20 protein-coding genes and 1 pseudogene are annotated in these 20,569 nt (G+C 66.5%); 6 read left to right on the plus strand and 15 right to left on the minus strand.

The window, feature by feature from the left end; all coding sequences use genetic code 11:
• Positions 1 to 17: 17 nt before the first annotated feature.
• The 10 genes and pseudogenes from D0Z08_RS00770 to D0Z08_RS00815 form a co-directional block, all read right to left on the minus strand.
• A complete protein-coding gene (locus D0Z08_RS00770) occupies positions 18 to 1,076 on the minus strand; it encodes an IS110 family RNA-guided transposase (protein WP_118921710.1) in 1,059 nt (352 codons plus the stop codon).
• Between the two features lie 256 nt (positions 1,077 to 1,332).
• A pseudogene (locus D0Z08_RS00775) lies at positions 1,333 to 2,316 on the minus strand (IS30 family transposase); the annotation flags it as partial.
• An 86-nt stretch (positions 2,317 to 2,402) separates the two neighbouring features.
• Positions 2,403 to 3,050 carry a 3-oxoacid CoA-transferase subunit B gene (locus D0Z08_RS00780; RefSeq protein WP_118921712.1) on the minus strand — a complete coding sequence of 216 codons (648 nt, stop codon included), beginning with the start codon at positions 3,048 to 3,050 and terminating at the stop codon, positions 2,403 to 2,405.
• Positions 3,047 to 3,703, minus strand: coding sequence for a 3-oxoacid CoA-transferase subunit A (locus D0Z08_RS00785; RefSeq protein WP_118921735.1), 657 nt, complete (start codon positions 3,701 to 3,703; stop codon positions 3,047 to 3,049). The genes D0Z08_RS00780 and D0Z08_RS00785 overlap by 4 nt, the downstream gene beginning before the upstream one ends.
• Entirely contained in the window at positions 3,703 to 4,914 is a 1,212-nt protein-coding gene (locus D0Z08_RS00790; protein ID WP_118921714.1) for a thiolase family protein, read from the minus strand. The genes D0Z08_RS00785 and D0Z08_RS00790 overlap by 1 nt, the downstream gene beginning before the upstream one ends.
• Complete coding sequence (locus D0Z08_RS00795) at positions 4,914 to 6,053, minus strand: iron-containing alcohol dehydrogenase (RefSeq protein ID WP_118921716.1); 1,140 nt, start codon at positions 6,051 to 6,053, stop codon at positions 4,914 to 4,916. Before D0Z08_RS00795 ends, D0Z08_RS00790 begins: the two co-directional genes overlap by 1 nt.
• Positions 6,050 to 7,015 carry a dioxygenase family protein gene (locus D0Z08_RS00800; RefSeq protein WP_220453954.1) on the minus strand — a complete coding sequence of 322 codons (966 nt, stop codon included), beginning with the start codon at positions 7,013 to 7,015 and terminating at the stop codon, positions 6,050 to 6,052. Before D0Z08_RS00800 ends, D0Z08_RS00795 begins: the two co-directional genes overlap by 4 nt.
• On the minus strand, positions 7,012 to 7,311 hold the full coding sequence (locus D0Z08_RS00805) for an antibiotic biosynthesis monooxygenase family protein (RefSeq protein WP_118921718.1): 300 nt from the start codon (positions 7,309 to 7,311) through the stop codon (positions 7,012 to 7,014). The genes D0Z08_RS00800 and D0Z08_RS00805 overlap by 4 nt, the downstream gene beginning before the upstream one ends.
• 88 nt (positions 7,312 to 7,399) lie before the next feature.
• Complete coding sequence (locus D0Z08_RS00810; RefSeq protein WP_220453955.1) at positions 7,400 to 7,936, minus strand: flavin reductase family protein; 537 nt, start codon at positions 7,934 to 7,936, stop codon at positions 7,400 to 7,402.
• Positions 7,937 to 7,944: 8 nt separating this feature from the next.
• On the minus strand, positions 7,945 to 9,168 hold the full coding sequence (locus D0Z08_RS00815; RefSeq protein ID WP_118921720.1) for an acyl-CoA dehydrogenase family protein: 1,224 nt from the start codon (positions 9,166 to 9,168) through the stop codon (positions 7,945 to 7,947).
• 279 nt (positions 9,169 to 9,447) lie between these two features.
• On the opposite strand from D0Z08_RS00815, the gene D0Z08_RS00820 reads away from it, so the two are divergent.
• The gene (locus D0Z08_RS00820) at positions 9,448 to 10,488 is read left to right on the plus strand and encodes an AraC family transcriptional regulator (protein WP_118921722.1); all 1,041 of its coding nucleotides are present in this window, start codon (positions 9,448 to 9,450) and stop codon (positions 10,486 to 10,488) included.
• A gap of 941 nt (positions 10,489 to 11,429) precedes the next feature.
• Positions 11,430 to 11,792 (plus strand): hypothetical protein, encoded by a 363-nt coding sequence (locus tag D0Z08_RS00830; RefSeq protein WP_147381277.1) that lies wholly within the window; start codon positions 11,430 to 11,432, stop codon positions 11,790 to 11,792.
• Positions 11,793 to 11,875: 83 nt separating this feature from the next.
• On the opposite strand, the gene D0Z08_RS00835 is transcribed toward D0Z08_RS00830, so the two are convergent.
• From D0Z08_RS00835 to D0Z08_RS00855, 5 genes are all read right to left on the minus strand, one after another.
• Entirely contained in the window at positions 11,876 to 12,661 is a 786-nt protein-coding gene (locus D0Z08_RS00835; RefSeq protein ID WP_118921727.1) for an SDR family NAD(P)-dependent oxidoreductase, read from the minus strand.
• 263 nt (positions 12,662 to 12,924) lie between these two features.
• A complete protein-coding gene (dgoD, locus tag D0Z08_RS00840) occupies positions 12,925 to 14,091 on the minus strand; it encodes a galactonate dehydratase (protein ID WP_118921729.1) in 1,167 nt (388 codons plus the stop codon).
• A gap of 181 nt (positions 14,092 to 14,272) precedes the next feature.
• Positions 14,273 to 15,322, minus strand: coding sequence for an ABC transporter permease (locus tag D0Z08_RS00845; protein WP_220453956.1), 1,050 nt, complete (start codon positions 15,320 to 15,322; stop codon positions 14,273 to 14,275).
• On the minus strand, positions 15,319 to 16,812 hold the full coding sequence (locus D0Z08_RS00850; RefSeq protein ID WP_118921743.1) for a sugar ABC transporter ATP-binding protein: 1,494 nt from the start codon (positions 16,810 to 16,812) through the stop codon (positions 15,319 to 15,321). Before D0Z08_RS00850 ends, D0Z08_RS00845 begins: the two co-directional genes overlap by 4 nt.
• Before the next feature lie 111 nt (positions 16,813 to 16,923).
• On the minus strand, positions 16,924 to 18,030 hold the full coding sequence (locus tag D0Z08_RS00855) for a substrate-binding domain-containing protein (RefSeq protein WP_220453958.1): 1,107 nt from the start codon (positions 18,028 to 18,030) through the stop codon (positions 16,924 to 16,926).
• A 74-nt stretch (positions 18,031 to 18,104) separates the two neighbouring features.
• On the opposite strand from D0Z08_RS00855, the gene D0Z08_RS00860 reads away from it, so the two are divergent.
• The 4 genes from D0Z08_RS00860 to D0Z08_RS00875 all read left to right on the plus strand — a co-directional run bounded on the left by D0Z08_RS00860 (position 18,105) and on the right by D0Z08_RS00875 (position 20,464).
• Positions 18,105 to 18,887 (plus strand): FadR/GntR family transcriptional regulator, encoded by a 783-nt coding sequence (locus D0Z08_RS00860; protein ID WP_220453959.1) that lies wholly within the window; start codon positions 18,105 to 18,107, stop codon positions 18,885 to 18,887.
• 46 nt (positions 18,888 to 18,933) lie between these two features.
• The gene (locus D0Z08_RS00865; RefSeq protein WP_118921733.1) at positions 18,934 to 19,344 is read left to right on the plus strand and encodes an IS5 family transposase; all 411 of its coding nucleotides are present in this window, start codon (positions 18,934 to 18,936) and stop codon (positions 19,342 to 19,344) included.
• Between the two features lie 137 nt (positions 19,345 to 19,481).
• A complete protein-coding gene (locus tag D0Z08_RS33625; RefSeq protein WP_220453960.1) occupies positions 19,482 to 20,210 on the plus strand; it encodes a Mu transposase domain-containing protein in 729 nt (242 codons plus the stop codon).
• Positions 20,210 to 20,464 (plus strand): P-loop NTPase family protein, encoded by a 255-nt coding sequence (locus tag D0Z08_RS00875; protein ID WP_220453961.1) that lies wholly within the window; start codon positions 20,210 to 20,212, stop codon positions 20,462 to 20,464. The genes D0Z08_RS33625 and D0Z08_RS00875 overlap by 1 nt, the downstream gene beginning before the upstream one ends.
• The last annotated feature ends 105 nt before the right edge of the window (positions 20,465 to 20,569 follow it).

Consider the following 20,569-nt stretch of genomic DNA (forward strand, 5'->3'; position numbering starts at 1 on the left):
CCGTTGATGCTTCTATGTCAAGCCGCCTGCTGGCATCTGGTGATCTGGTGCGTCCAGGTCGCCTGGTCCTCGAGCATCGCCCGGTGGACGACGTCGACCAGGTGTCGTTGGAGGATGCGGCGAGCGCCACGGCTGCCCTTGGCCGGCTGGTGACGGGCTAGCAGTTGCTGCGCGGCCGGCTCCCACCGTTTCTGGACGATGGCCGCGGTGTAGAAGACGCTGTTGAGCCGACGGTTGCCCCCTCGGTGCAGACGATGGCGCTCGTTGTCTGAGGAGTAGACGGGGATCGGGGCGCAACCGACGTAGCGGGCGAGCTTGGCAGAACTCGAGAAGCGAGTGATGTCCCCGATCTCAGCGATCAGCACCGCTGCGGAGGTGTGGCTGATCCCGGTGATCTGCAACAAGGCCGGAGCCAGCGGGGTGACCAACTCCCTGATGGTGGTGTCGAGGTCGCGGATCCGCTTGTTGAGGTCTGCGACCTCGGTAAGCATGTCGTGCAGCGTCTGACGGACGTGCGGGCGCAGAGTCGCGTCCGCGACCAGGGCCGTCACCGAGCCCACTGTCTTGGCCCGCAGGAGATCTCCTGGTGTGTGGTCCAGCCATAGGTGCAGTTGAGCCTTGAGCTGGTTGATCACCATGGTGCGTCGTTTGACCAGGTCGGAACGATAATCCGCGAGGACCCGCAGCTCACGTACTCGCTCGTCGATGCGGTGACGGTCCAGTCCCGGCGTCGCGATCGCAGCGTATGCCACAGCAGCAGCGTCAACTGAGTCGGACTTGGCGCCGGTGGCGGCGTGCAGTCGGCGATGAGCCAGCATGAGGCGGGTTGGGACCCAGACCACCTCTTGGCCGGCCAGGAGCAGGCCGTCAGCAAGTCGGCGGGCGAATCCGTGACCATCCTCGATCGCCCAGGTCACCGGTGCCTCGTCGCTGATCGAGCGGACCCAGGTCAGCAACCCGGTGATCAGATGCGGGCCGTTCTTGATGGTCAGCGGCTTGCCGACCTGTCTGCCGGCGGCATCAACGGCCACCGCCACGTGCACGTGCTTGTGCGGGTCAACGCCCACTGTCAACATCGAGATGCCCCTTCTGCTGTACCTGTGCGGATGACGGGACAGCGGGCGAGGGCCCTGACCGAGGGACACACCTATTGCGAGTTGACGGCTCAGCAAGCTCCTATCAAGTCACTCCCGGCCAGGGCTCTCGCCCACCGGGCCGCCATGGACATATCAACGGAAAGCCTCTTGGCACGTGTTCTCCGAGTCACCCGGCGGCGCGCACCGGAGCGACTCCCGTCGAAGGCGCTTCCGGCCCAGCCATCTTGTACCAATAGGTGTTCTCGTTCGTGCCGCGCTGCCACGGCGAGTTGGGGTCGGCGAAGAAGACCGGGATGCCGGTCTCGACGGTGAACTTCGCGTGCGCGGACATCTCCTTGCCACGGTCCCAGGTCAGCGATCTGGCCAGCTGGGCCGGCAGCGTCGACATCGTGGTCGCCAGGGCGTTCTTCATTGTGAGCGCGCCGTAGCCGGCCAGGGCCGGGCCGTTCTTGGGGGTCTCCTTGTGCCGGTATCCCTCCTCGCGCGGAAGGTGGACCAGCATCGTGAACTTGGTCGTTCGGTCGACGACGGTGCCGATCGCTGAGCGCTCCAGTCCGATGAGCAGGTCGCCTTCCCAGTAGCCGGGAACGGCGCGGTCCTCGGCTTCTGCGGGGCGTTCGCTGATCAGCGTCTCGGGCGTGACGTGTGCCCACGTCTTTCGCCGTGATCGTTCCCGTGGTGCCCGCAGTGCCCGGCCGGTGCGTAGGCACCAGACGAGCTCGCGCTTCAGCGCGCCGCGGCCCTTGATGTAGAGCGACTGGTAGATCGCCTCGTGGCTGATGCGCATGGATTCATCATCAGGGAAGTCGACCTTGAGCCGGTTGCTGATCTGCTCTGGGCTCCACGCCGAGGACCAGGCGCGATGCTTGCGGTGTGGCTTGTTGTTGCCGGTGAACCGTGGGGGTTCCGGACCGCGGACAACCTTGCCATCGGGGGTCTTGATCTGTCCCGACAGCCGTTCGTGGACGTAGGCGTGCAGCCGCGGGTTCGCGACCAGTTTCGCGGTCTTGGGACGCTTGGCCGCCATGTCGGCCTTCCACTGCGCGACCGATGCGCGGTAGTCGAGCTTCCCGCCGCGAGTGGCGGCGTTGCGGCGCAATTCCCGCGACACGGTTCCGGGGTCACGGCCGATGGCCCGGGCGATCTCACGCACCCCCTTGCCTTGGGCCTTGAGCAAGGCGATCTCCTCGCGCTCTGCGAATGACAGGTATCGCCCCGATGGCTGGAACTGAACGCCCTGGAGCCGCCCCCGTAGGAATCGGGACAGGCCCCTTACCCTGCCGCTTGACAGGAAGTCGATCCATGTCAAGTGGAGGGCAGCGCCGCGCGGTGCATCGGGATGCCGAGTCGCTTGCGGAGCTCATCGACAGTGGTCCCGAAGGTGTCACGGACCGTCAGGCCGTCGGGTCCGATGTCGAAGGTGGCCAGGTCGGTGTACACGCGGTTGACGCATCCGATGCCGGTCAGGGGATAGGTGCACGCCGGAACCAGTTTCGGTGTCCCGTCGTTGGTGAAGAGGCTCATCATCACGAACACCTGTTTGGCGCCGATGGCGAGATCCATGGCGCCCCCGACGGCGGGGATGGACTGCGGTGCGTCAGTGTGCCAGTTGGCGAGGTCACCGCTCGTGGAGACCTGAAAGGCACCGAGGACACAGACGTCGAGGTGTCCGCCGCGCATCATCGCGAACGAATCTGCGTGGTGGAAGTAGGAGGCTCCCGGCAGTTGGGTGACCGGTAGCTTCCCGGCGTTGGTCAGGTCAGGGTCGACCTGGTCGCCGTACGCTGCGGGACCCATGCCGAGCATGCCGTTCTCGGTGTGCAGGACGACACCGCTCCCGGCGGGGAGATGCTCGGCTACGGTGGTGGGTTGACCGATACCGAGGTTGACGAAGGCCCCCGGTGGGATGTCAGCTGCGACAGCCGCCGCGATCTCGTCCGTGGTGCGGGTCATGGGACCACGACCCGGTCGACGTAAATGCCGGGGGTGACCACGTTCTCGGGGTCGATGAGGCCGGCCTCGACGATCTCGGTGACCTGGGCGACGACGGTCGTTGCGGCGGTTGCCATCACCGGACCGAAGTTGCGAGCCGTCTTTCGGTACACGAGGTTCCCCGCCCGGTCGGCACGGTAGGCACCGACGAGCGCGACGTCGCCCTTGATGGGGTACTCGAGGACGTAGGTGCGACCGTCGATGTCACGGGTCTCCTTACCGTCGGCGAGCGGAGTGCCGGCTCCGGTGGGGGTGAAGAAGGCGCCGATGCCAGCCCCGGCGGCGCGGATTCGCTCGGCGAGATTCCCCTGGGGGACGACTTCCAGCTCGATGCGCCCGGAGCGGTACAACCCATCGAACACCCAGGAGTCGGACTGCCGAGGGAAGGAGCAGATCATCTTCCGGACGCGCCCTTTCGCCAGGAGGGCCGCCAGCCCGGTGTCGCCGTTCCCCGCGTTGTTGGACACCACCGTGAGGTCGCCCGCGCCTTGTCGGATGAGGGCGTCGATGAGGTCCACAGGCATCCCGGCCATCCCGAACCCGCCCACGAGAATGGTGGAGCCGTCGGCGACGTCGGCGACGGTGTCGTCGGGGGTTTCACACACGAGCACCATCACGACCACCCGCTTGAGTCGGCGGCGACGTTCTCGAGGACGACTGCCAGCGCCTGGCCCACTCCGATGCAGATGGCGGCGACTCCCCACCGCTGTCGGGTCACTCGCAGTCGCTCAGCGAGGGTGCCGAGGAGGCGTCCGCCGGACGCACCGAGGGGGTGGCCCAGGGCGATGGCACCGCCCTTGGTGTTGATGAGGCTCGGGTCCAGACCGCGGTCAGACCAGGCGTCGGCGCACGCCACCACTTGTGCGGCGAAGGCTTCGTTGAGCTCAACCGCGGCAATGTCACCCCAGCCGATGCCGGCCCGCCTCAGCGCCTGCTCGGCGGCCTCGACCGGTGCGAACCCGAACAACTGTGGCTCCAGGGCGTGGGCGCCGCGGCCCGCGATCCGGGCGAGGGGGCAGACCCCCAGATGGTCGGCTGCGCGTTCCGAGCCGAGGAGCACCGCGGAGGCACCGTCGCTGAGCGGGGAGGCGTTGCCGGCGGTGATGGTCCCATCAGGCCGGAAGACGGGCTTGAGCCCGGCGAGCTTCTCCGGGGTGCTGCCTGGGCGAATCCCCTCGTCCCTGTCGACGTCGACGCCTGCGACCGGTACGACGAGGGGGCTGTAGAACCCTTCGTTCCAGGCGCGATCGGCCAAGCCGTGCGAGCGGGCGGCGAGCTCGTCCTGGCGCTCGCGGCTGATGCTGAACTTCTCGGCCAGCTGTTCGTTGCATTCCCCGAGGGAGACCGTCCAGTCCGCTGGCATTCGCTGGTTGACCAAGCGCCAGCCCAGCGTGGTGGAGGCCGCCTCGAGGCTAGTTGCCGGAAAGGCTCGTTCAGGCTTGGGCAGTACCCAGGGTGCGCGTGTCATCGACTCCACGCCGCCGGTGAGGACGACGTCACCGTCGCCGGTCTCGATGATGCGGCTGCCGATCATCGCTGCGTCGAGTGAGGATCCGCACAGCCGATTCACGGTCGTGGCGGGGATTGACACGGGCAGCCCCGCAAGAAGCACCGCCATGCGCCCGACGTTGCGGTTCTCTTCGCCGGCGCCGTTCGCGTTGCCTAACACGACCTCGTCGACCCGGTCCCGGTCCATGCCGGGCATTTGGTCGAGGACGCCGGTGAGCACCGTAGCTGCCAGATCGTCGGGCCGTATCCCGGCCAGGGCGCCACCGGATCGTCCGAACGGGGTGCGAGCAGAGGCATAGAGGTACGCGCTGGACATCACAGGTATCCCCTCGACTGTGCCCGTGCACGCGTGGCTCCGTGGCGCCCTGACAGGTTCGACCAGGCCTGACGCAGCACAGCGGCCGCGACCGACGGTTCGAAGTCGTATTGGCATTGGTCCCCGCTCTCGACGAGTTCCGAGGCGAGGCTGTCGAGATCGTCTGATGTCACGCCGAGCTGCTGCAATGTGGTCGGCACGCCGGTGGCCGCCGCTATCTGCTGCAGCAGGGCGGCCGGGGTCGAGGTGTGCAGCGCGTCGGCGAAGGTCTGGTAGACCCCCGGCGCGGCCTCAGCGCAGGTGGCGAGCACATGAGGCAGCAGCACCGCGTGGGTCTCGGCGTGCGGCAGGTTGTAGGTCCCGCCGAGGATGTGGCACAGCTTGTGGTGCAGCGACATCGTTGTTGAGCCGAGGACGTGTCCGGCTAGCCACGCCCCCTGGAGTGCATGGCTGCTCGCGGTGGCGACTGGGGTTCTGGAACTGTCTGGGCTGCTGATGATCCCGGTCGTGTCAGGTTCGCTGAACGAGACCACTGCTGCGCACAGCTCGGCGATGGCACGTGTGGCGATCGCCTGCGACACGGGTGTGGCATCGCGGGCGTACAGCGCCTCCATGGCGTGTGCCAGGGCGTTGTAGGCGCTGGCGACTGATGCAGGGATCGGCATCGTCTCGGTCAGGGCGACGTCGTAGATGACGACCTTGGGACGCACGGTCTCGTCGCGACCGGTGGTCTTCCGGCCGTCGGAGGTCTCCCCCCACACCGGGGTCATCTCGGATCCGGCGTAGGTCGTAGGTGCCGCGCCGATCGGTACCTGCCGTCGGCGGGCCAGGGACTTCGCCAGACCCACCGCCGATCCTCCGCCCACCGCAAAGACTGAGCGGGCGCCTTTGTTGTCGAAGGCCTCCAGGGCAGTCGCAATCTCCGCGACGGGAACGTGCATGGCGGCGCCGACCTGGGTGTGGGCGTGTCTGGTTCCCAGGCGCCGCGCGAGGTCGTCGACCGGCTCGGCGAACCGCTCGGTGGTGATGAGGAAGATGCCATCGAACTCGGAGGGGAGCAGGTCCTCGATGTGCGAGATCAGCTCGCGCCCGAAGTGGACGGTGCGGTCCGTCTCCGTGTAGGTGAACGCCGCGGTCATCGCGAGGTCCTCTCCGCGGCTAGTTCAGGTCCGGTGCCGGCGCCGGCGCCGGTGCCGGTGTCGGTGTCGTCGAACGGCGCTAGGACGAGGTTGATGTGGGCGTGGGTGAACGGAACGTCGAGCCCGTGGGCTGCCGCGAGGGCGCGGTCGCGGCTGGTCTCGAACCTCACCACCAAGGAGTCCTTGACTGCGAAGACTGCGTCGGATTCCAGGTAGGGACTGTCGGCGACGAACACATGGGTGGTCAGGTCGCGGAACCCGACCGCGCTGGCGATGAAGTGGATGTGCGCGGGCCGGTAGGGATGCCTGCGGGCAACGGCTAGGAGGTCGCCGACCGGGCCGTCGGTCGGGATCGGGTAGTGGCTGGGCACCACGGCCCGAAAGCGGAAGCGTCCCTGCTCGTCGGCGCGGAATAGGCCGCGCCCGTTGCCGGCGGGCACCTCGTCGGGCCTCTGGACGTCGTAGAACCCCTCGCCGTCGCACTGCCACACGTCGAGGCTGGCGTCGGCCAGCGGTGTTCCGTCGGGGGCGCGGACCGACCCGGTGATGACGCAAGGCACTCCCACGCCCGTGAGGTCGGTGCTCTCGCCGAGCTGCCGCGTTGGGGAGGCTGTCATGTGGAAGGGGCCCAGGACGGTGGAGTCGGTGACGGACTCGATGTCGGCGTCGTTGATGGTCTCGGCCAGCATGGAGAGGCCCAAGACGTCGGAGAGCAGAACGAACTCCTGTCGGGTCTCCGTACACGTTTGTCCGACCCGGGTGAGGAACTCGACGCCTGCCTGCCACTCCTCGAGCGTTGGCGCGATCTCGCGCAGGAGGGCATGGGTGTGTCGCACGAGGGCGTCGAGGATGACCCGCGCCCGCTGATCGGGGGTCTCGGCGAACGAACCCCGCACCTGCGCGAGCAGCGCATCCAGCTGCGCGGCGTCGGTGTCGTGGTCCATGGCGGTGGTGGTGGTCATGCGGAGAGGTCCCGGTCCTCGAAGTGCGTCACGGCCGGCGCCTCGGTGAAGAACCCGCCGATTAGGTCTCCCAGGGCAGCCCCTTGGGTACTGGCCGGGAATCGCTCGAGGTGGTCCTCGATGGTGTCCCAGCCCACGCGCAGCAGGTACAGGTCGGGATCGTCGACAGACTTGCTGATGAGCACCTCGCGACACCCTTGTGCCGAGAGCAGGATCTCGCGGGCTTTGGGAGCCGCCTGCTCGAAGGTCGTCTGGTCGTCGGCTGCGACGCGCAAGTAGGCGTGTTCGTAGATCACGGGATCGTTCTCCTCAGGGTGGGATTCGGTGGCTGGCGGGAACGGCGACGTCGGGGGGACCCGCGGGGTGCGCGCCCGACGTCTGCTGTCACAGCTTCAGGAAGGCGCCGCGGTAGAAGACCAGCGGTAGGTCGGGTGCCTGTGCCTGCATGGCGCGCACCCGGCCGACCACCTGGACGTGATCGCCGAGGATCTCGATCTTGTAGCGACTGCATTCCAGGGCCACGCTGGCCTCGCGCAGCACCGGGTTCCCCGAGGGCGAAGGAGACCACTCGATCCCCTCGAAGCGATCTGCTGATGGCCGGCTGAAGGCTCGACAAAGGTGCTCGTGGTCCTTGCCCAGAACGTTCACAGTGAACGTGTTCGCCTCGTTGAGCTTCAACCAGGTCCTGGACTTCAGGTCGATGAAGAAGTTCACCAACGGCGGGTCAAGCGAGACCGAACTGAACGAGCCCACGGTCAGGCCTACAGGCACCCCGCGGGCCATCGCGGTGACGACCACCACGCTGGTCGGCACGTGGCTCAGGACGTGGCGCAGGTTCGCCGGGTTGGTCGGGTCCGCGGACTCATCGGTCATCTGGATGTCCTCACTCGCGATGTTCCGGGTCAGGGTGCTTTGGCTCATGGCACGCCTCACAGATCCATCGTGAGGTCGTTGTTGCCGAGCAGGAGCTTGCCGTAGACCTCTTTGCCGACCTCGGGGCTGACGTAGGCGTGCCGGCCAGCGATCTCGGCATCTCGCCAGATCCGGCTCATCGTGTTCGCGTCGGCGAACGAGCCGGCACCGTTGGCGGTCAGCAGGGCGTCGATGCCGTCCTTGACCAGTTCGGCGACCACACCGGTGTCGTTGCGGATGCGGCCCCGGACTTCCATCGTGGGCAGGTGGCCCTCTGCGGCGTTCGTGTCGATGTCCAGGCAGGCCTGCTTCATGAGCAGTTCCGCTAGGTGGAACTTCGTCGCGGCGTTGGCCACCCCGATTTGATGGGTCGGGGAGTTCTTCGCCGCCGTGTAGACCGAGTACGCCACCGGCTTGTCCGGCAAGCTGCTTCGGGTGCGCTCCAGGGCGTGCCGGGCGAGTCCCAGCTGAGGGGCCACCAGGATCAGCGCGGCGACGGGGATGAACGCCATGTGCGAGTTCTGTTCGCCGGTGTACGGCGTGAGGAAGTTGGCCTCACGCATGTCCGGGAAGCGCTGGACCATGTGGTCGGGCACGAAGTGGTCCTCGACCACGATGGTGTCGGAGCCCGAGCCCTTCATCCCGGTCACGTACCACGTGGGATCAATGGTCCAGGCACTCGACGGGATGGCCGCCAGTGCCCGGGGGTCTTCGCCTTCGGCCACGTCGATCGCGATGCCCAGCGTTGCCCAGTCTGCGGCGAACGAGCCCGACGAGTACGGCCAGCGGCCGCTGACCAGATATCCGCCTTCGACCCGCTCGGACTTGCTGCCGGGGGTGAAGATGCCGCACACCTTGGCGTTCGGGTTTGCCCCGAAGATCTCCTCCTGCGCGTTCTCGGAGAACGTGGTGGCAAACCAGGTGCACACGTTGAGCAAGGACACCGCCCAACCGGTGGACCCGTCCGCGCGCGAAACCTCGCTGATCACCTGTACCGCGGTAGCCATGTTGGCACCGTGGCCGCCGTAGCGTTTGGGCACGAACAGGTTGAGCAGCCCGGACTCCTCGATGGCAGTCATGACCTCGGGGACCACTCGTCGTGCCTCGGAGGTCTCCTGCGCGTGCTCCCGGATCAGGGGGACCAGGGCAGTGGCGCGCGCAACGAGTTCCGTATCGACCTCGACGCCCGCGCCTGCCTTCTCGGCGCCCAGCGTGGGGGTTCCTTCCAGCAGATTCGTCATTGCGACTCCTTCATCGTCTGTGGGTGGCTGTGATGGCCGCCACAAACGACGCTAGGTTGGAGTGGCGGGGGTCACTAGCCGGTCCGCGCAGACCGCTGGACGATTCGCGAGGCACCGCGTGGGTGCCCGTGTTGGATGCCCGTGCAGGCGTCTCAGCAGCCATGGTCGATGGCCGCGCGATGTAGGCGTTGGGGAGGGAGCGCCGACGATGAGTCAGCCTGGGGCGCTTTGGAGTGTGACGCGTACCATAGGTGGGCTGGCGTGACTAGAGGACTGTGAATGGACTGGGATCTGGACGTGGCCGCACCGGCCAAGCCCGCCGTTTCCTCGGACGGGTCGCTCTCTGGCGTGGCAAGGCAGACCTTCTTGGGGACCAACGAAGTCTCCGGTGCGGACTTCGGCCAGTTCCGCGATGTCCTGAACTCGCACTTCTACCCCGCCAGTGTCGAGCCGCTCGACGGGCAATCGTCCTTGCTCAGTCCGGCTCTGTCTGCGCTGCACCTACGCCACATGACCATCGCCTACGTCCGGTTCGGTGCTGCCGCCCGCGTCGACCCGGGCGACCTCACCGGGTACCACGTCAACGTGCCGCTGCGAGGCATCGTCCTTTCCGCGTGCGGCGACCAGCGCGTCTCCGCCTCACCCCGCCAGGCAGCCGTGTTCAGCCCCGGTGCCCACACCATGCTGGCGCGATGGGAGCCAGACGCCACGCAACTGTGCATCAAGCTCAACCGCGCCGCTGTAGAGAAGGAGCTCGCCGGCCTACTCGGCCACTCGATCACCCGGCCCATCGCGTTCGACCTCGGTTTCAACCTCGACCACGGGGCCGGTCAGCGCTGGACCTCGCTACTAACGACCCTGGTCCAGCATGCGCACGCCGCCCGCGACCCTGGCCACGGTGGCTCGGTGGTCGAACTTCTCGAACGCAGCCTGCTCGCTGACCTGGTGACGACGCAGCGCCACTCCTACTCCGAGGAACTGCACGGAGATGTCGTGAGCATCTCCAACCGTGAGGTGGCACAAGTTGTCGAACTGGTCGAGAGAGCACCCGAGTCGCCGTACACGGTCGTCGACCTAGCCCGGGTCGCAGGGATCTCCGCCCGTTCGCTGCAGGCGGCGTTCCACAGACACATGGGAGTAAGCCCGATGGCCTACCTGCGGCAAGTTCGCCTAGAGCGAGCGCACGAGGACCTGAAGCTCGGCCGCGGTCGTGTCTCGGAGGTGGCCTACCACTGGGGTTTCACCAATCTGGGCAGATTCGCCACCCTGTACCAAGAACGATTCGGGGAGCTTCCCTCCACCACCATCGCCCGGATCTGAACGCTCTCAACTGTTGCACGAACAGGTGACGGGTCAGACATCACCCATCCGCGGCTCGGCGGCTCTTGTCCATCGGCCCCAGCTGCGGTGCAGTGCTGGCCGACCAGCGCTGATCGCCCTCCCCCACGGCGGTGGCGAGGTCGCGGAGACGAACCCCGCCCGCAGCTTTCGGCCCAACCTTCGCCACTGACAGCTTGCTGTCGGCCAGCCTCCGCAGCCGGGTCGCCTCCCGCTGCGTGAGCAGCCCGTCGCAACACTCGACCATCTCGGGCAGCGTCAGACTCTCGGCCTTGCTCTTCTCGCGCAGCGCCTGCCGGCACGCGCCTCGGTCTCGGCCACCGCCTGATCCGCTCCCCGAGCGCCACCATCACCTGCTCGGCCAGGTCCGACATCCGGGCCTCCTTCGCCGCCGCGCCTGACGCCGCCGCCGGCCACCTCACGCGCCGTACGCCGCGCTGCTCAATCAGTCTGCTGGCTCATCTTTGCGTTCCCTCGCTCCTTGTCGACGGCACCAGTTCCTCAGCCTCTGTCAGCGAGTATCGAAGGCACCGCAAGCATCGGTTCCCGCTCGACGCGTACAAGACAGCGACCGCCACTGGTGGGAGCGTCAGCGCATACTGCGGAATCGTGCGAGCGGTCCCGAAAGCCAACCCGGCGGACATTCAGGAAGTTGCCGAGGCCGGCACCGAGGACTGCGTGACCTATGTCGACCTCTGGCTGGGTCAGAAGTGGGTGCGGCTGTGACCGACGAGAGGATGGACCAACGGCCAGGATTGAAACCGCGGAACCGAGCGCTGTGCTGCGTCTGCGGCGAGCTCCGAACCGTGGCACCGTCCTATGGCGGCAAGAAGCCCCCCGAGGCCGAGGACCCCGACCCAACAGCCGCTCCCTGGTGCCGGTGGCTGAAATGCAGCGCATGTCGCATCGTGACCCTCCACGCGTTGATCGCCGACGCCGTGACCGATGGTTCGCACCGTGACGGGTGCCCGATGGAACGCCAGAACCGACTCCTAGACCGGTGTCGCCGGCGGATTGAGCGACGCCTCACCGCCTTCGCCGCCGAAGGCATCACGGTCCGGCGACGGACCCAGCCAGAGGACATGGAAGTCGAGGACGCTGCCCTGGAGATTGTGGAGTACGGCGATGCCGGAAGGCTCGAGACCCGCCTTGCGCGAGACGCCGCGCCACACCAGCTTCTGCGGGCCATCGAGGAGGCCGAGGAGATCGTCGACGAGCCGACGAAACTCGGTGCCTGGAACGTCACACCGACCGGCCGCTGGCGTGGACTGGCCCTGCGGCAATGAACGCGGGACCGTGGCCCCTACCCAGCTGGCGCTCGCCACGGCGGTGCCAATGCCGAAGCGGTGGAGGCCCTTGACCCTCCTGTTCACGTGGTAGGCGGGATCGCATACCTCGCAGTCAGTCCACCGTCGATTCGCCAGTCCGCGGCAGTGACGAAGGACGCCGACGACGAAGCCAGGAAGCACACCACCTCCGCAACTTCTTCAGGTGTCCCGATGCGCCCGACAGGGTGAGCGTCGACGACCACCTGTTCGAGCTGCGGGTCCGGGTGTCGTGCCAGCCACTCGTCAACCAGCCCGGTGCGGATCCATCCGGGGCTGACGGAGTTGACGCGGATGCCGTACGACGCCACTTCGAGCGCGGTGCTGCGGGTCAGTCCGACGAGTCCGGCCTTGGCAGCTGCGTAAGGGAAGTAGCCGACGCTTGTTTGCTCGGCGTGGATGGACGCGACGTTCACGATCGAACCGTGTCGGGACTCGATCATCGCGGTCAGCGTGGCCCGCGTGGTCAGCCAGGCGCTCTTCAAGTCGACGGCCATCAAGGAATCCCATTCGTCGCTGGTCATCTCGACAGGATCTGCGTACGAGTTCCGGCCAGCACTGTTGACGAGGACCGTAGGCGCACCCAGCCGGCTGGTCACCGATGCGACGGCGGCGTTCACCTCGTCTTCGTCGGTGACGTCAGCTTGTACGAAAGCGGCCAGGATTCCGCCATCCGCGAGAGCCTCGGCGACATCGTTTCCGCGCGGATCTATGTCCAAGATCGCCACGGCCGCACCCTCGCGACCCGCCACCGCGGCGACGGCGGCCCCGATGCCGCCTGCGGCACCAGTGATAAGGACGATCTCGTCGGCGAGGCGACCACCAGCCATGCTCTGTCTCCGTTCAGCGTTTGTCGGTGCTCTGCAGTGTGAGCCAGGGGACCTGTCCCGAGCGAGGGTGCTCCACGTGGTGTTCCGTTGCAGGGCCGGCGCCTGGGGCGGCCGATCGATCCAGCATGCAGGAGCGTCGGAGCGGCCCGGTGAAGAACTGCCGCTCGGCCACCGTACCTACTCCAACGGCGTCTCAGCCCGCTCATGACCACCAGCCGGGCAGGAACTCTGCCGCGGTCCGGCCCCGCGCGGTGCGGCTGCGTCTACCAGTCGAGTAATGCGCCGTCTGGCCCGTCGACATCGATGAGCGGTTCGGGCTGGTAGCCGTGGGACACGGCTGCAGTCTCGTCGATCTCGATACCCCAACCCGGGGCCGTAGGTGGGAATACGTGACCATCGATGATGGGGAGTATGCCTTGCAGGACATCTTCGCGCCACGGGACGTCGGCCCGCATGACTTCTTGGATGAGGAAGTTTGGAGTCGCGAAACCTATGTGCTGGTTGACGACGGTCGCGATTGGACCCAGCGGATTGTGCGGCGCCAGGGGAACGTTCCACGTCTCGGCCATCGCGGCGATCTTGCGCACAGCGGTCGGTCCCCCGACATGGCAGACGTCGGGCTGGAGGACAGCGCACGACCGGGCCGCGAGATGGTCGCGGAACTCCTGAAGCGAGATGAGTCGCTCACCGGTTGCCACTGCGAACGGAAGCGCGCGGGCCACATCTGCCAGGGTCTCGGGGTTACCCGGCTGGCAGGGCTCTTCGAAGAACCACGGGTCGTACTCGGCGAGGGCGTGACCGTAGGCGATCGCGCCGGCGGGCGTGGTGCGTCCGTGCAGGTCGACCATGATCTGCACGTCGGGTCCAACAGCGCTGCGCACCGAAGCCATGGTTTCGGCGGCACGTCGAATGCCATCTGCGGTCGGCAGTGCGAGCCCCATGGGGACTGCGAGGATCTTCAGCGCTGTGAAGCCCTCCGCGACACTCTCCAAGGCAGCCTGGGCGAAGTTGTCACCGCTGGCGGCGCCATAGACGACCGAGGCGTCGCCGCCTCCGAGGTGGTCGTACATGCGCACCCTGTTGCGTGCGAGCCCGCCCAGCAACTGCCAGCAAGGCGTGCCGAGGAAGCGGCCCTTGATGTCCCACAGGGCTTGGTCGATGCCCGAGAGGGCGCTCATGGTGACTGCGCCGCCCTGGAAGAACTGGCCACGGTTCATGAGCTGCCACAGGCGCTCGGTGTCTAAGGGGTCGCGTCCGATCAGCAGCTGACTCAGGTCCTCGACCGCCCCGGCGACGGCGCGCGTCTTCCACTCGAGCGTTGCCTCGCCCCAACCGTAGAGACCGGGTTCGTCTGTGAGCACCTTGACGAAGACCCAGTTGCGCAACTTGGCGTTGACGATCAGTGTTTCGACGGCTCTGATTCGTACCATCGGTGGGGTCCTTCCCAGGCTTGTTGAACGGCTACTGCCGTACGAGTGGGGAGTGTGGCGGGACGTTCGCCGAGCCTCGGACAGGCGCGGACCTGTGTCCGGCCTGCCGGCTTGCAACGCGCGTCGCCGCGCGTCGCAGTGCGTGTGAGGAGGCCATGCGTGCGGCGATGTATGTGAAGGGCTATGGCAACCCGACTGCCCTCACCCCGCGACGTCGCTGCTGGACAATGACGGCGGCGACGAGCAGCAGCCCCTGTGCGATGTCCTGCCAGAACGAGTTGACGTTGAGGATTGTCAGACCGTTCTGGAGGACGCCCAGCACAACAACGGCGATGACGGTTCCAGCGATGGTGCCCTTGCCGCCCTGCATCGCGACTCCGCCGAGCGCAGCAGCGGTGATGGCCTGCAGTTCCAAGCCCTGGCTGCCGGAGGTGGGCTGACCCGACCCGGTCCGTGCGGTGAGCATGATGCCCGCAATCGCTGCTACGAGACCCATGAGCGCGTAACAGACGACGATGTACCGGTTGAGGTTGATGCCTGCGAGTCGGGCGGCGGTCGCATTGCCGCCGATTGCATAGATGTTGCGTCCGATATCGGTGTACCGCAGCAGGCAGTGCACGAATATTGCGACGCACACGAGGATCCAGATCAGGACCGGAACTCCGAAGAGAGATCCTCGGGCGATGAAGACGTAGATGGGATCCGTCCCGGTGTACCCCTGAGCGCGCCCGTTCGAGATCAGGTTCGCCAAGCCGCGGAACCCTGCATAGGTTGCAAGGGTTGCAATGACGGCGTTCACGCGACCGTAGACGATGACCAGACCGTTGAATAGACCCGCGGCGACGCCGACGCCCAAGGCAACCAGGATGCTGACTCCAGCGTTCTGGTTGGTCATGAAGACCATTGCCGAGACCACTGAAGTGAGCCCGGCCGCGCTGCCCACCGAGATGTCCAAGCCTCCGAGCAGCATGATGATCGTCTGCATGACGGCGAGGATTCCCACGATCGAGATGGCCGTGCCGATGGTGCGCAGGTTGCTGACGAGGAAGAAGTTCGGGTTCTGGCTTCCGATCACAATGACTAGAAGCGCCAGCGCGAACAGCAGGCTCAGGTTCTGGACGCCGATCGCGTTTAGCGCAGTGCGGAGCCAGGAGCGGGACACGCCGGCATAGGAGCTTGGAGTCTCCTGGCGACCTTCCGTATCGCGTTTAATGTGGACTTGGCTGCTCACGTGAGCTCCTTGGTAGTAACTGGTTCGTGGTCCATCGCGAGCGCGACGAGGCTTTGCTCGGTCGCTTCACGTCCTGGCACCTCAGCAACAATCCGTCCGGCTCGCATGACGAGGACGCGATCGGAAAGCGCCAGGATCTCGGGCAGCTCGGAGGAGATGACGATGATGGCCATGCCGTCTCGAGCGAGCTCGTTGACGACGTCGTAGATCTCGGCCTTCGCGCCGACGTCGACACCTCGTGTCGGTTCGTCGAGGATCAACACGCGCGGCTTTGGCGACAACCATCGCGCGAGGACAACCTTTTGCTGGTTTCCTCCGGACAGGTTGGCTACCGGGTTCTCGATCGAGGACGTTCTGATGTTCAGGCGCCGTACGAATGACTGAGCCAAGGCACGCTCGGAACCTTGTCGTACGACGCGCATCACGCTGAGCTTGCGCAGCACAGTGAGGCAGATGTTGTCGCGGACGCTGCGGTGCATTAGCAGCGCCTGCGCCTTCCGCTCCTCCGGCACCAAGCCAATCCCCGCCTTGACGGCATCGCCCGGATTGGCGATGCGACGCTCCGTCCCGTCAACGAGGATTCTTCCCGCTTGCCTTGGGATGTCGCCGATAAGTGCATGTGCGAGCTCGGAGCGGCCGGCTCCTACCAACCCGGCGAGACCGATCACTTCGCCCCCGCGGACCTCGAATGAGCAGTCTTCGACGTCGTCGGTGGTCAGCCCTTCGACGGCGAGCACGACGTCGCCTGGCTCGTGGGCTTGCCGATGGAATATGCCGGACAGATCGCGCCCAACCATCAAGCCTACCAACTGCTCCTGGGTGGTCTCGCTGACCTCGCGGGTCTGCACGACGGCACCGTCGCGCAGCACGGTGACTCGATCGGCAATCCGAAAGACCTCCGGCATGCGATGCGAGACGTAGATGATCCCCACCCCTGCGCCGCGCAGCGTGCCGATCAACTCAAACAACCGCTCGGCCTCGACGTCGGAGAGCGAGGAGGTCGGCTCGTCGAATGCGATGATGCGAACCTCGCCGATCAGCGCCCGCATGATCTCGACGAGCTGCCGCTGAGCAGGGCTCAGGTCGCGTCCCAGCGTCTCGGCGTCGATGGCGTTGTCGAACCCATACCGCGCCAGCTCCGCGCGGGCGCATTCCACAACGCGACGCTGAGAGAACAAACCCCCTCGCGCGGGTAGTGCGCCGACGTAGATGTTCTCGGCTACCGAGACGTGTGGGATCACCTCGGGCTCCTGGTAGATCACGCGGATTCCGGCCGCGTGCGCGTCGTCGGGGCTGGAGAACTCCTGGACGTTTCCGGCGACAAGCATCGTTCCGTTGTCTTGTTTGTGGGCCCCGGACAGAATCTTCAGCAACGTTGACTTGCCGGCTCCGTTCTCGCCCATGAGAGCCATGATTTCCCCGGCCCTCACCTCGAGGGAGGCGTCTCGGAGGGCCTGCACACCCGCGAAACCCTTCGAGACGTTCTGCATCACCAGGACCGGCTGGCCTGTGCGAGCGGTGGGTGCTTCAGCGGGGATAGCCACCGCGCACCTTCGTCCGGTCGGTCCCGATCTGGCCGGCCGAGCCTCGATGGGGTGCAGTCAGCACGAGCTCATCTCCTGCTCCCAGGTCTCCGCATCGACCATCTTGGTGGGCACCTGGGTGTTCTCCGGGAGCGGCGTGCCGTCACGCAGCGCCGTGACGACTGTGTTGACGGCAGTGTGACCAACCTCGTTGCCGCTGATGTAGAGCGCTGCCTTGTTGCCCGACTTCACGCCCGCCTGCCAGTCCTTGCAGGTCAGGTACGCGCCGAGACCGACGCCGATGATGTTGTCAGGCGAGATGCCCGCGTTCTCCAGGGCCGTGACGACCCCCGTCTCGCTCTCGTCGTTACATCCCCAGACCACCCAGTTCTCGACGTCGGGGTTAGCGGTGACGGCGGCAGCGGCCTTGTTCTGCGCATCGACGTTGGAGTTGTCGGTTCCGAGCGTCACAATCGGCAGGAGCTCCCCCGCCTTCTCCTTGAAACCGGCCTCCGCCCCCTTCTGGCGGTCCTGGCAGCTAGTGAGACCCTCGGAGTAGGCGGCCATGATCTTGGTGTGGGAAGTGTCCCAGCCGGACTCGACGAACAGTTCGCCTGCCTTCTGCCCGACCTGCGTTCCCATAGCCACGCTGTCGAATCCCACAAACGGGGCCGGCTCTCCGCTTCCGTCCTCGATCGGGTCAGCTGAGGCGAGCAGCGGGATGCCGGCCTCACGTGCCATATCAATGACCTGAGGACCAATCTTTTGGTCCGGGACGATGATGACGATCGCGTCGACCTGCTGGGCGATCATCGCGTTCATCTGGCTGATCGCCTCGTTGGAGTCTGTGCCCAAGTCGACTACCCGGATCTCCACGTCGCCGAGCTCCTCGGCTTCCTCCTTCGCGCCGGTGGCCTCGTCGACGAAGTACTGCTGGTCACCCTGCTTCTGCATGTACGCGATCGTGATCTCCCCCGACTTCTGCACGGGGTCACTGCCGCCGTCCGAGGTCAGGGCCCCGGTGTCTACTGCCCCGCAACCCGCGAGGGCCATTACGGCGGAAGCGGCAAGCACCCCGAGGTGAAGTCGGTGTCGATTGATGGTCATTTGCGTCTCTCTCAGGGATCGATGGGATGTACGGCAGGGGCTTGGAGGCGTCTGAGCGGCGTGTGGTGCCGATCGCATGCCGATGCCGTATCGTGACGACTCACACATACGACTGTCAATAGTATTGTCATATAAATGACTGAGGAGCCATCGTGACCGCTGCAGAACAGAGCTCGGATCTCGTCTCAGACGCAGACGTCGTCGCGCCCTCTACGTCAACCCCCACGGCTCGGGCCGCGGAACAGCAACTACTGCGCGGCCTGCACGGGCAAATCGTCGACAACCTCGGTAGGCGCATCGTCAGCGGGCAGTACGCGCCAGGCGAGTCCCTCTCGCAGGAGTCGCTGCTGGATGAGTTCGGTATCAGCAGGACCGTATTGCGTGAGGCCATGCGAGTACTGGCCGACAAGGGCCTCGTCAGCTCCCGTCAGCGGCTGGGTACGCAGATCGCGGCACGGACGTCGTGGCGCCTGTTGGATTCCGACATGTTGCGCTGGCTAGGCTCCCAACCCGACGATTCGTTCCTCGACCAGCTGGCAGAGGTTCGCGCCATCGTGGAACCCGCCTCGGCGCGCTTCGCAGCCGAACGTCGGAGCGACGAGGATGTCGCCAAGCTACGCTCGGCGCTGGACGCCATGGCGACCGCGGCGGCGAACAGCGACGCCGAGGCGGCTATCGAAGCAGACCTCGCCTTCCACAGAGCTCTCCTCGACTCGATGCACAACGAGTTGATGAGTCGGATGGAGATCGTCATCGAGGCCGGGCTCCGCGCCCGAAACGAGAGAGTACACGCGGGCCAGCACGTGCCGGAGTTCGTTTCCGTGCACGCGGCGATCGTGGACGCCGTGGAGGCCGGCGACGGTGAAGCCGCGGCAGCAGCGACGATCGCACTGCTGGAACAGGCCACTCGGGACACCTCCATCGCTGCCGACTAGGGCGTGTCTCCTAAGTTCCGGGACGTATGACTGTTTTGATGCGGTCATGTCTCGCGAACGGGTGCTGTCCGACGATCAGTGGGAGCGGATCGCGCCGCTGATGCCGTCTTCGGATGGTGTGAAGTCGCGGCCGTTTCGCGATCACCGCCAGGTCGTGGAGGCCGTGATCTACCGGTTCCGGACCGGGATCGCCTGGCGTGACCTGCCGGCGTCGTTCGGGCCGTGGCAGACGGCGTGTAAGCGCCACCACCGGTTCTCTACCGACGGCACCTGGGACAAGATTCACGCCCGCCTGCTGGCCGAGGCCGACGCGGACGGAGAGATCGAGTGGATGGTGTCCGTGGACTCCACGATCAACCGCGCCCACCAGCACGCGACCAACGCCACGCGGACCGAGCCGCCTGTTGGAACCTCGCGTGCCGCTCGTGCGGCCCGCGCGAGCCGCGCGGGGGGCTGAGTCGAACTACAGGGATCTTCGATCCGAGCCGGCGACCACGAGCGGACGGCCAACACACGATCCGATCCGCCGGGTCGACCCGGAAGACCGAGGACCTGCTGCTGGGCTCCTGGGAGCTGATCCAGCAACTGGGCCGGGTGCCACGGCGGCTGATCTGGGACAACGAGCCCGGCATCGGCCGCGGGCAACGCCGCGCTGAAGGTGTCGCGGCGTTCATGGGCACGCTGGCCACCAAGCTGGTGTTGCTGCCACCCAACGACCCTGAGTCCAAGGGTCTGGTGGAACGTCGCAACGGCTGGTTCGAGACCTCCTTCATGCCCGGTCGGACGTTCACCTCAGCGGCCGACTTCAACACCCAGTTCGCCGACTGGCTGACCCGGGCCAACGCCCGGGTGGTGCGCACGATCAAGGCCTCACCACTCGATCGGCTTGATGCCGACCTGGCTGCGATGTTGCCGTTGCCGCCGATCCCGTTGCACCTGGGCTGGCGCAACAAGATCCGGCTGGGCCGCGACTACTACGTCCGCCTCGACACCAACGACTACTCCGTCGACCCCAACGTGATCGGCCGGATGGTCGACGTGGCCGCCGACCTCGAACGCGTCCGGATCCGCGCGGACGGGCGGATCGTGGCCGAACACGCCCGCGTCTGGGCCAGAGGAACCACCATCACCGACCCCGCACACGTCGAGGCAGCCGCCCGGCTGCGCAAGCAGTTCCAACAACCCCGCGCCGTCGTCGCTGGTGATGACCTCGCTCATGATCTGGTCCGGGACCTGGCCGATTACGACCGTGCGTTCGGCCTGGCCGACGGTCTGGGCGACGGTCTGGGCGACGGTCTGGGCGACGCTGAGGAGATCGGCTGATGGCCACGAAAAGCACCACGAAGGCCGCCGCGAGCACCGAGGCGGTCAAGCAGATCACCTACCTCGCCGCCGCGTTGAAGGCACCACGGATCACCGAGGCCGCCGCCCGGCTCGCCGACCAGGCCCGCGATGCCGGCTGGACCCACGAGGACTACCTCGCAGCCGTCCTGGAACGCGAAGTCTCAGCCCGCAACGCCTCCGGCGCCCGCCTGCGGATCCGCGCCGCCGGGTTCGGCAATCCCCTGAAACCGTAGAGACCTGAATTTGTCGGATCTCGGGGGCCGGCATCCCGCTCGTCGCTCGGCGACCGCGCCCGGAGTCGGGGTCAAGGCTGGCCATCGGCCACCCGGAGGGCTTGG

This window comes from Nocardioides immobilis (assembly GCF_003515065.1).
GTDB classification, from domain to species: domain Bacteria; phylum Actinomycetota; class Actinomycetes; order Propionibacteriales; family Nocardioidaceae; genus Nocardioides; species Nocardioides immobilis.

Coding starts and splice junctions, on each gene's coding strand:
- D0Z08_RS00770 (WP_118921710.1), bottom strand. CDS start 1,076: ATGTTGACAGTGGGCGTTGACCCGCACAAGCACGTGCACGTGGCGGTG.
- D0Z08_RS00780 (WP_118921712.1), bottom strand. CDS start 3,050: ATGACCCGCACCACGGACGAGATCGCGGCGGCTGTCGCAGCTGACATC.
- D0Z08_RS00785 (WP_118921735.1), bottom strand. CDS start 3,703: ATGGTGCTCGTGTGTGAAACCCCCGACGACACCGTCGCCGACGTCGCC.
- D0Z08_RS00790 (WP_118921714.1), bottom strand. CDS start 4,914: ATGTCCAGCGCGTACCTCTATGCCTCTGCTCGCACCCCGTTCGGACGA.
- D0Z08_RS00795 (WP_118921716.1), bottom strand. CDS start 6,053: ATGACCGCGGCGTTCACCTACACGGAGACGGACCGCACCGTCCACTTC.
- D0Z08_RS00800 (WP_220453954.1), bottom strand. CDS start 7,015: ATGACCACCACCACCGCCATGGACCACGACACCGACGCCGCGCAGCTG.
- D0Z08_RS00810 (WP_220453955.1), bottom strand. CDS start 7,936: ATGAGCCAAAGCACCCTGACCCGGAACATCGCGAGTGAGGACATCCAG.
- D0Z08_RS00815 (WP_118921720.1), bottom strand. CDS start 9,168: ATGACGAATCTGCTGGAAGGAACCCCCACGCTGGGCGCCGAGAAGGCA.
- D0Z08_RS00820 (WP_118921722.1), top strand. CDS start 9,448: ATGGACTGGGATCTGGACGTGGCCGCACCGGCCAAGCCCGCCGTTTCC.
- D0Z08_RS00835 (WP_118921727.1), bottom strand. CDS start 12,661: ATGGCTGGTGGTCGCCTCGCCGACGAGATCGTCCTTATCACTGGTGCC.
- dgoD (WP_118921729.1), bottom strand. CDS start 14,091: ATGGTACGAATCAGAGCCGTCGAAACACTGATCGTCAACGCCAAGTTG.
- D0Z08_RS00850 (WP_118921743.1), bottom strand. CDS start 16,812: ATGCAGAACGTCTCGAAGGGTTTCGCGGGTGTGCAGGCCCTCCGAGAC.
- D0Z08_RS00855 (WP_220453958.1), bottom strand. CDS start 18,030: ATGCGATCGGCACCACACGCCGCTCAGACGCCTCCAAGCCCCTGCCGT.
- D0Z08_RS00865 (WP_118921733.1), top strand. CDS start 18,934: ATGTCTCGCGAACGGGTGCTGTCCGACGATCAGTGGGAGCGGATCGCG.
- D0Z08_RS00875 (WP_220453961.1), top strand. CDS start 20,210: ATGGCCACGAAAAGCACCACGAAGGCCGCCGCGAGCACCGAGGCGGTC.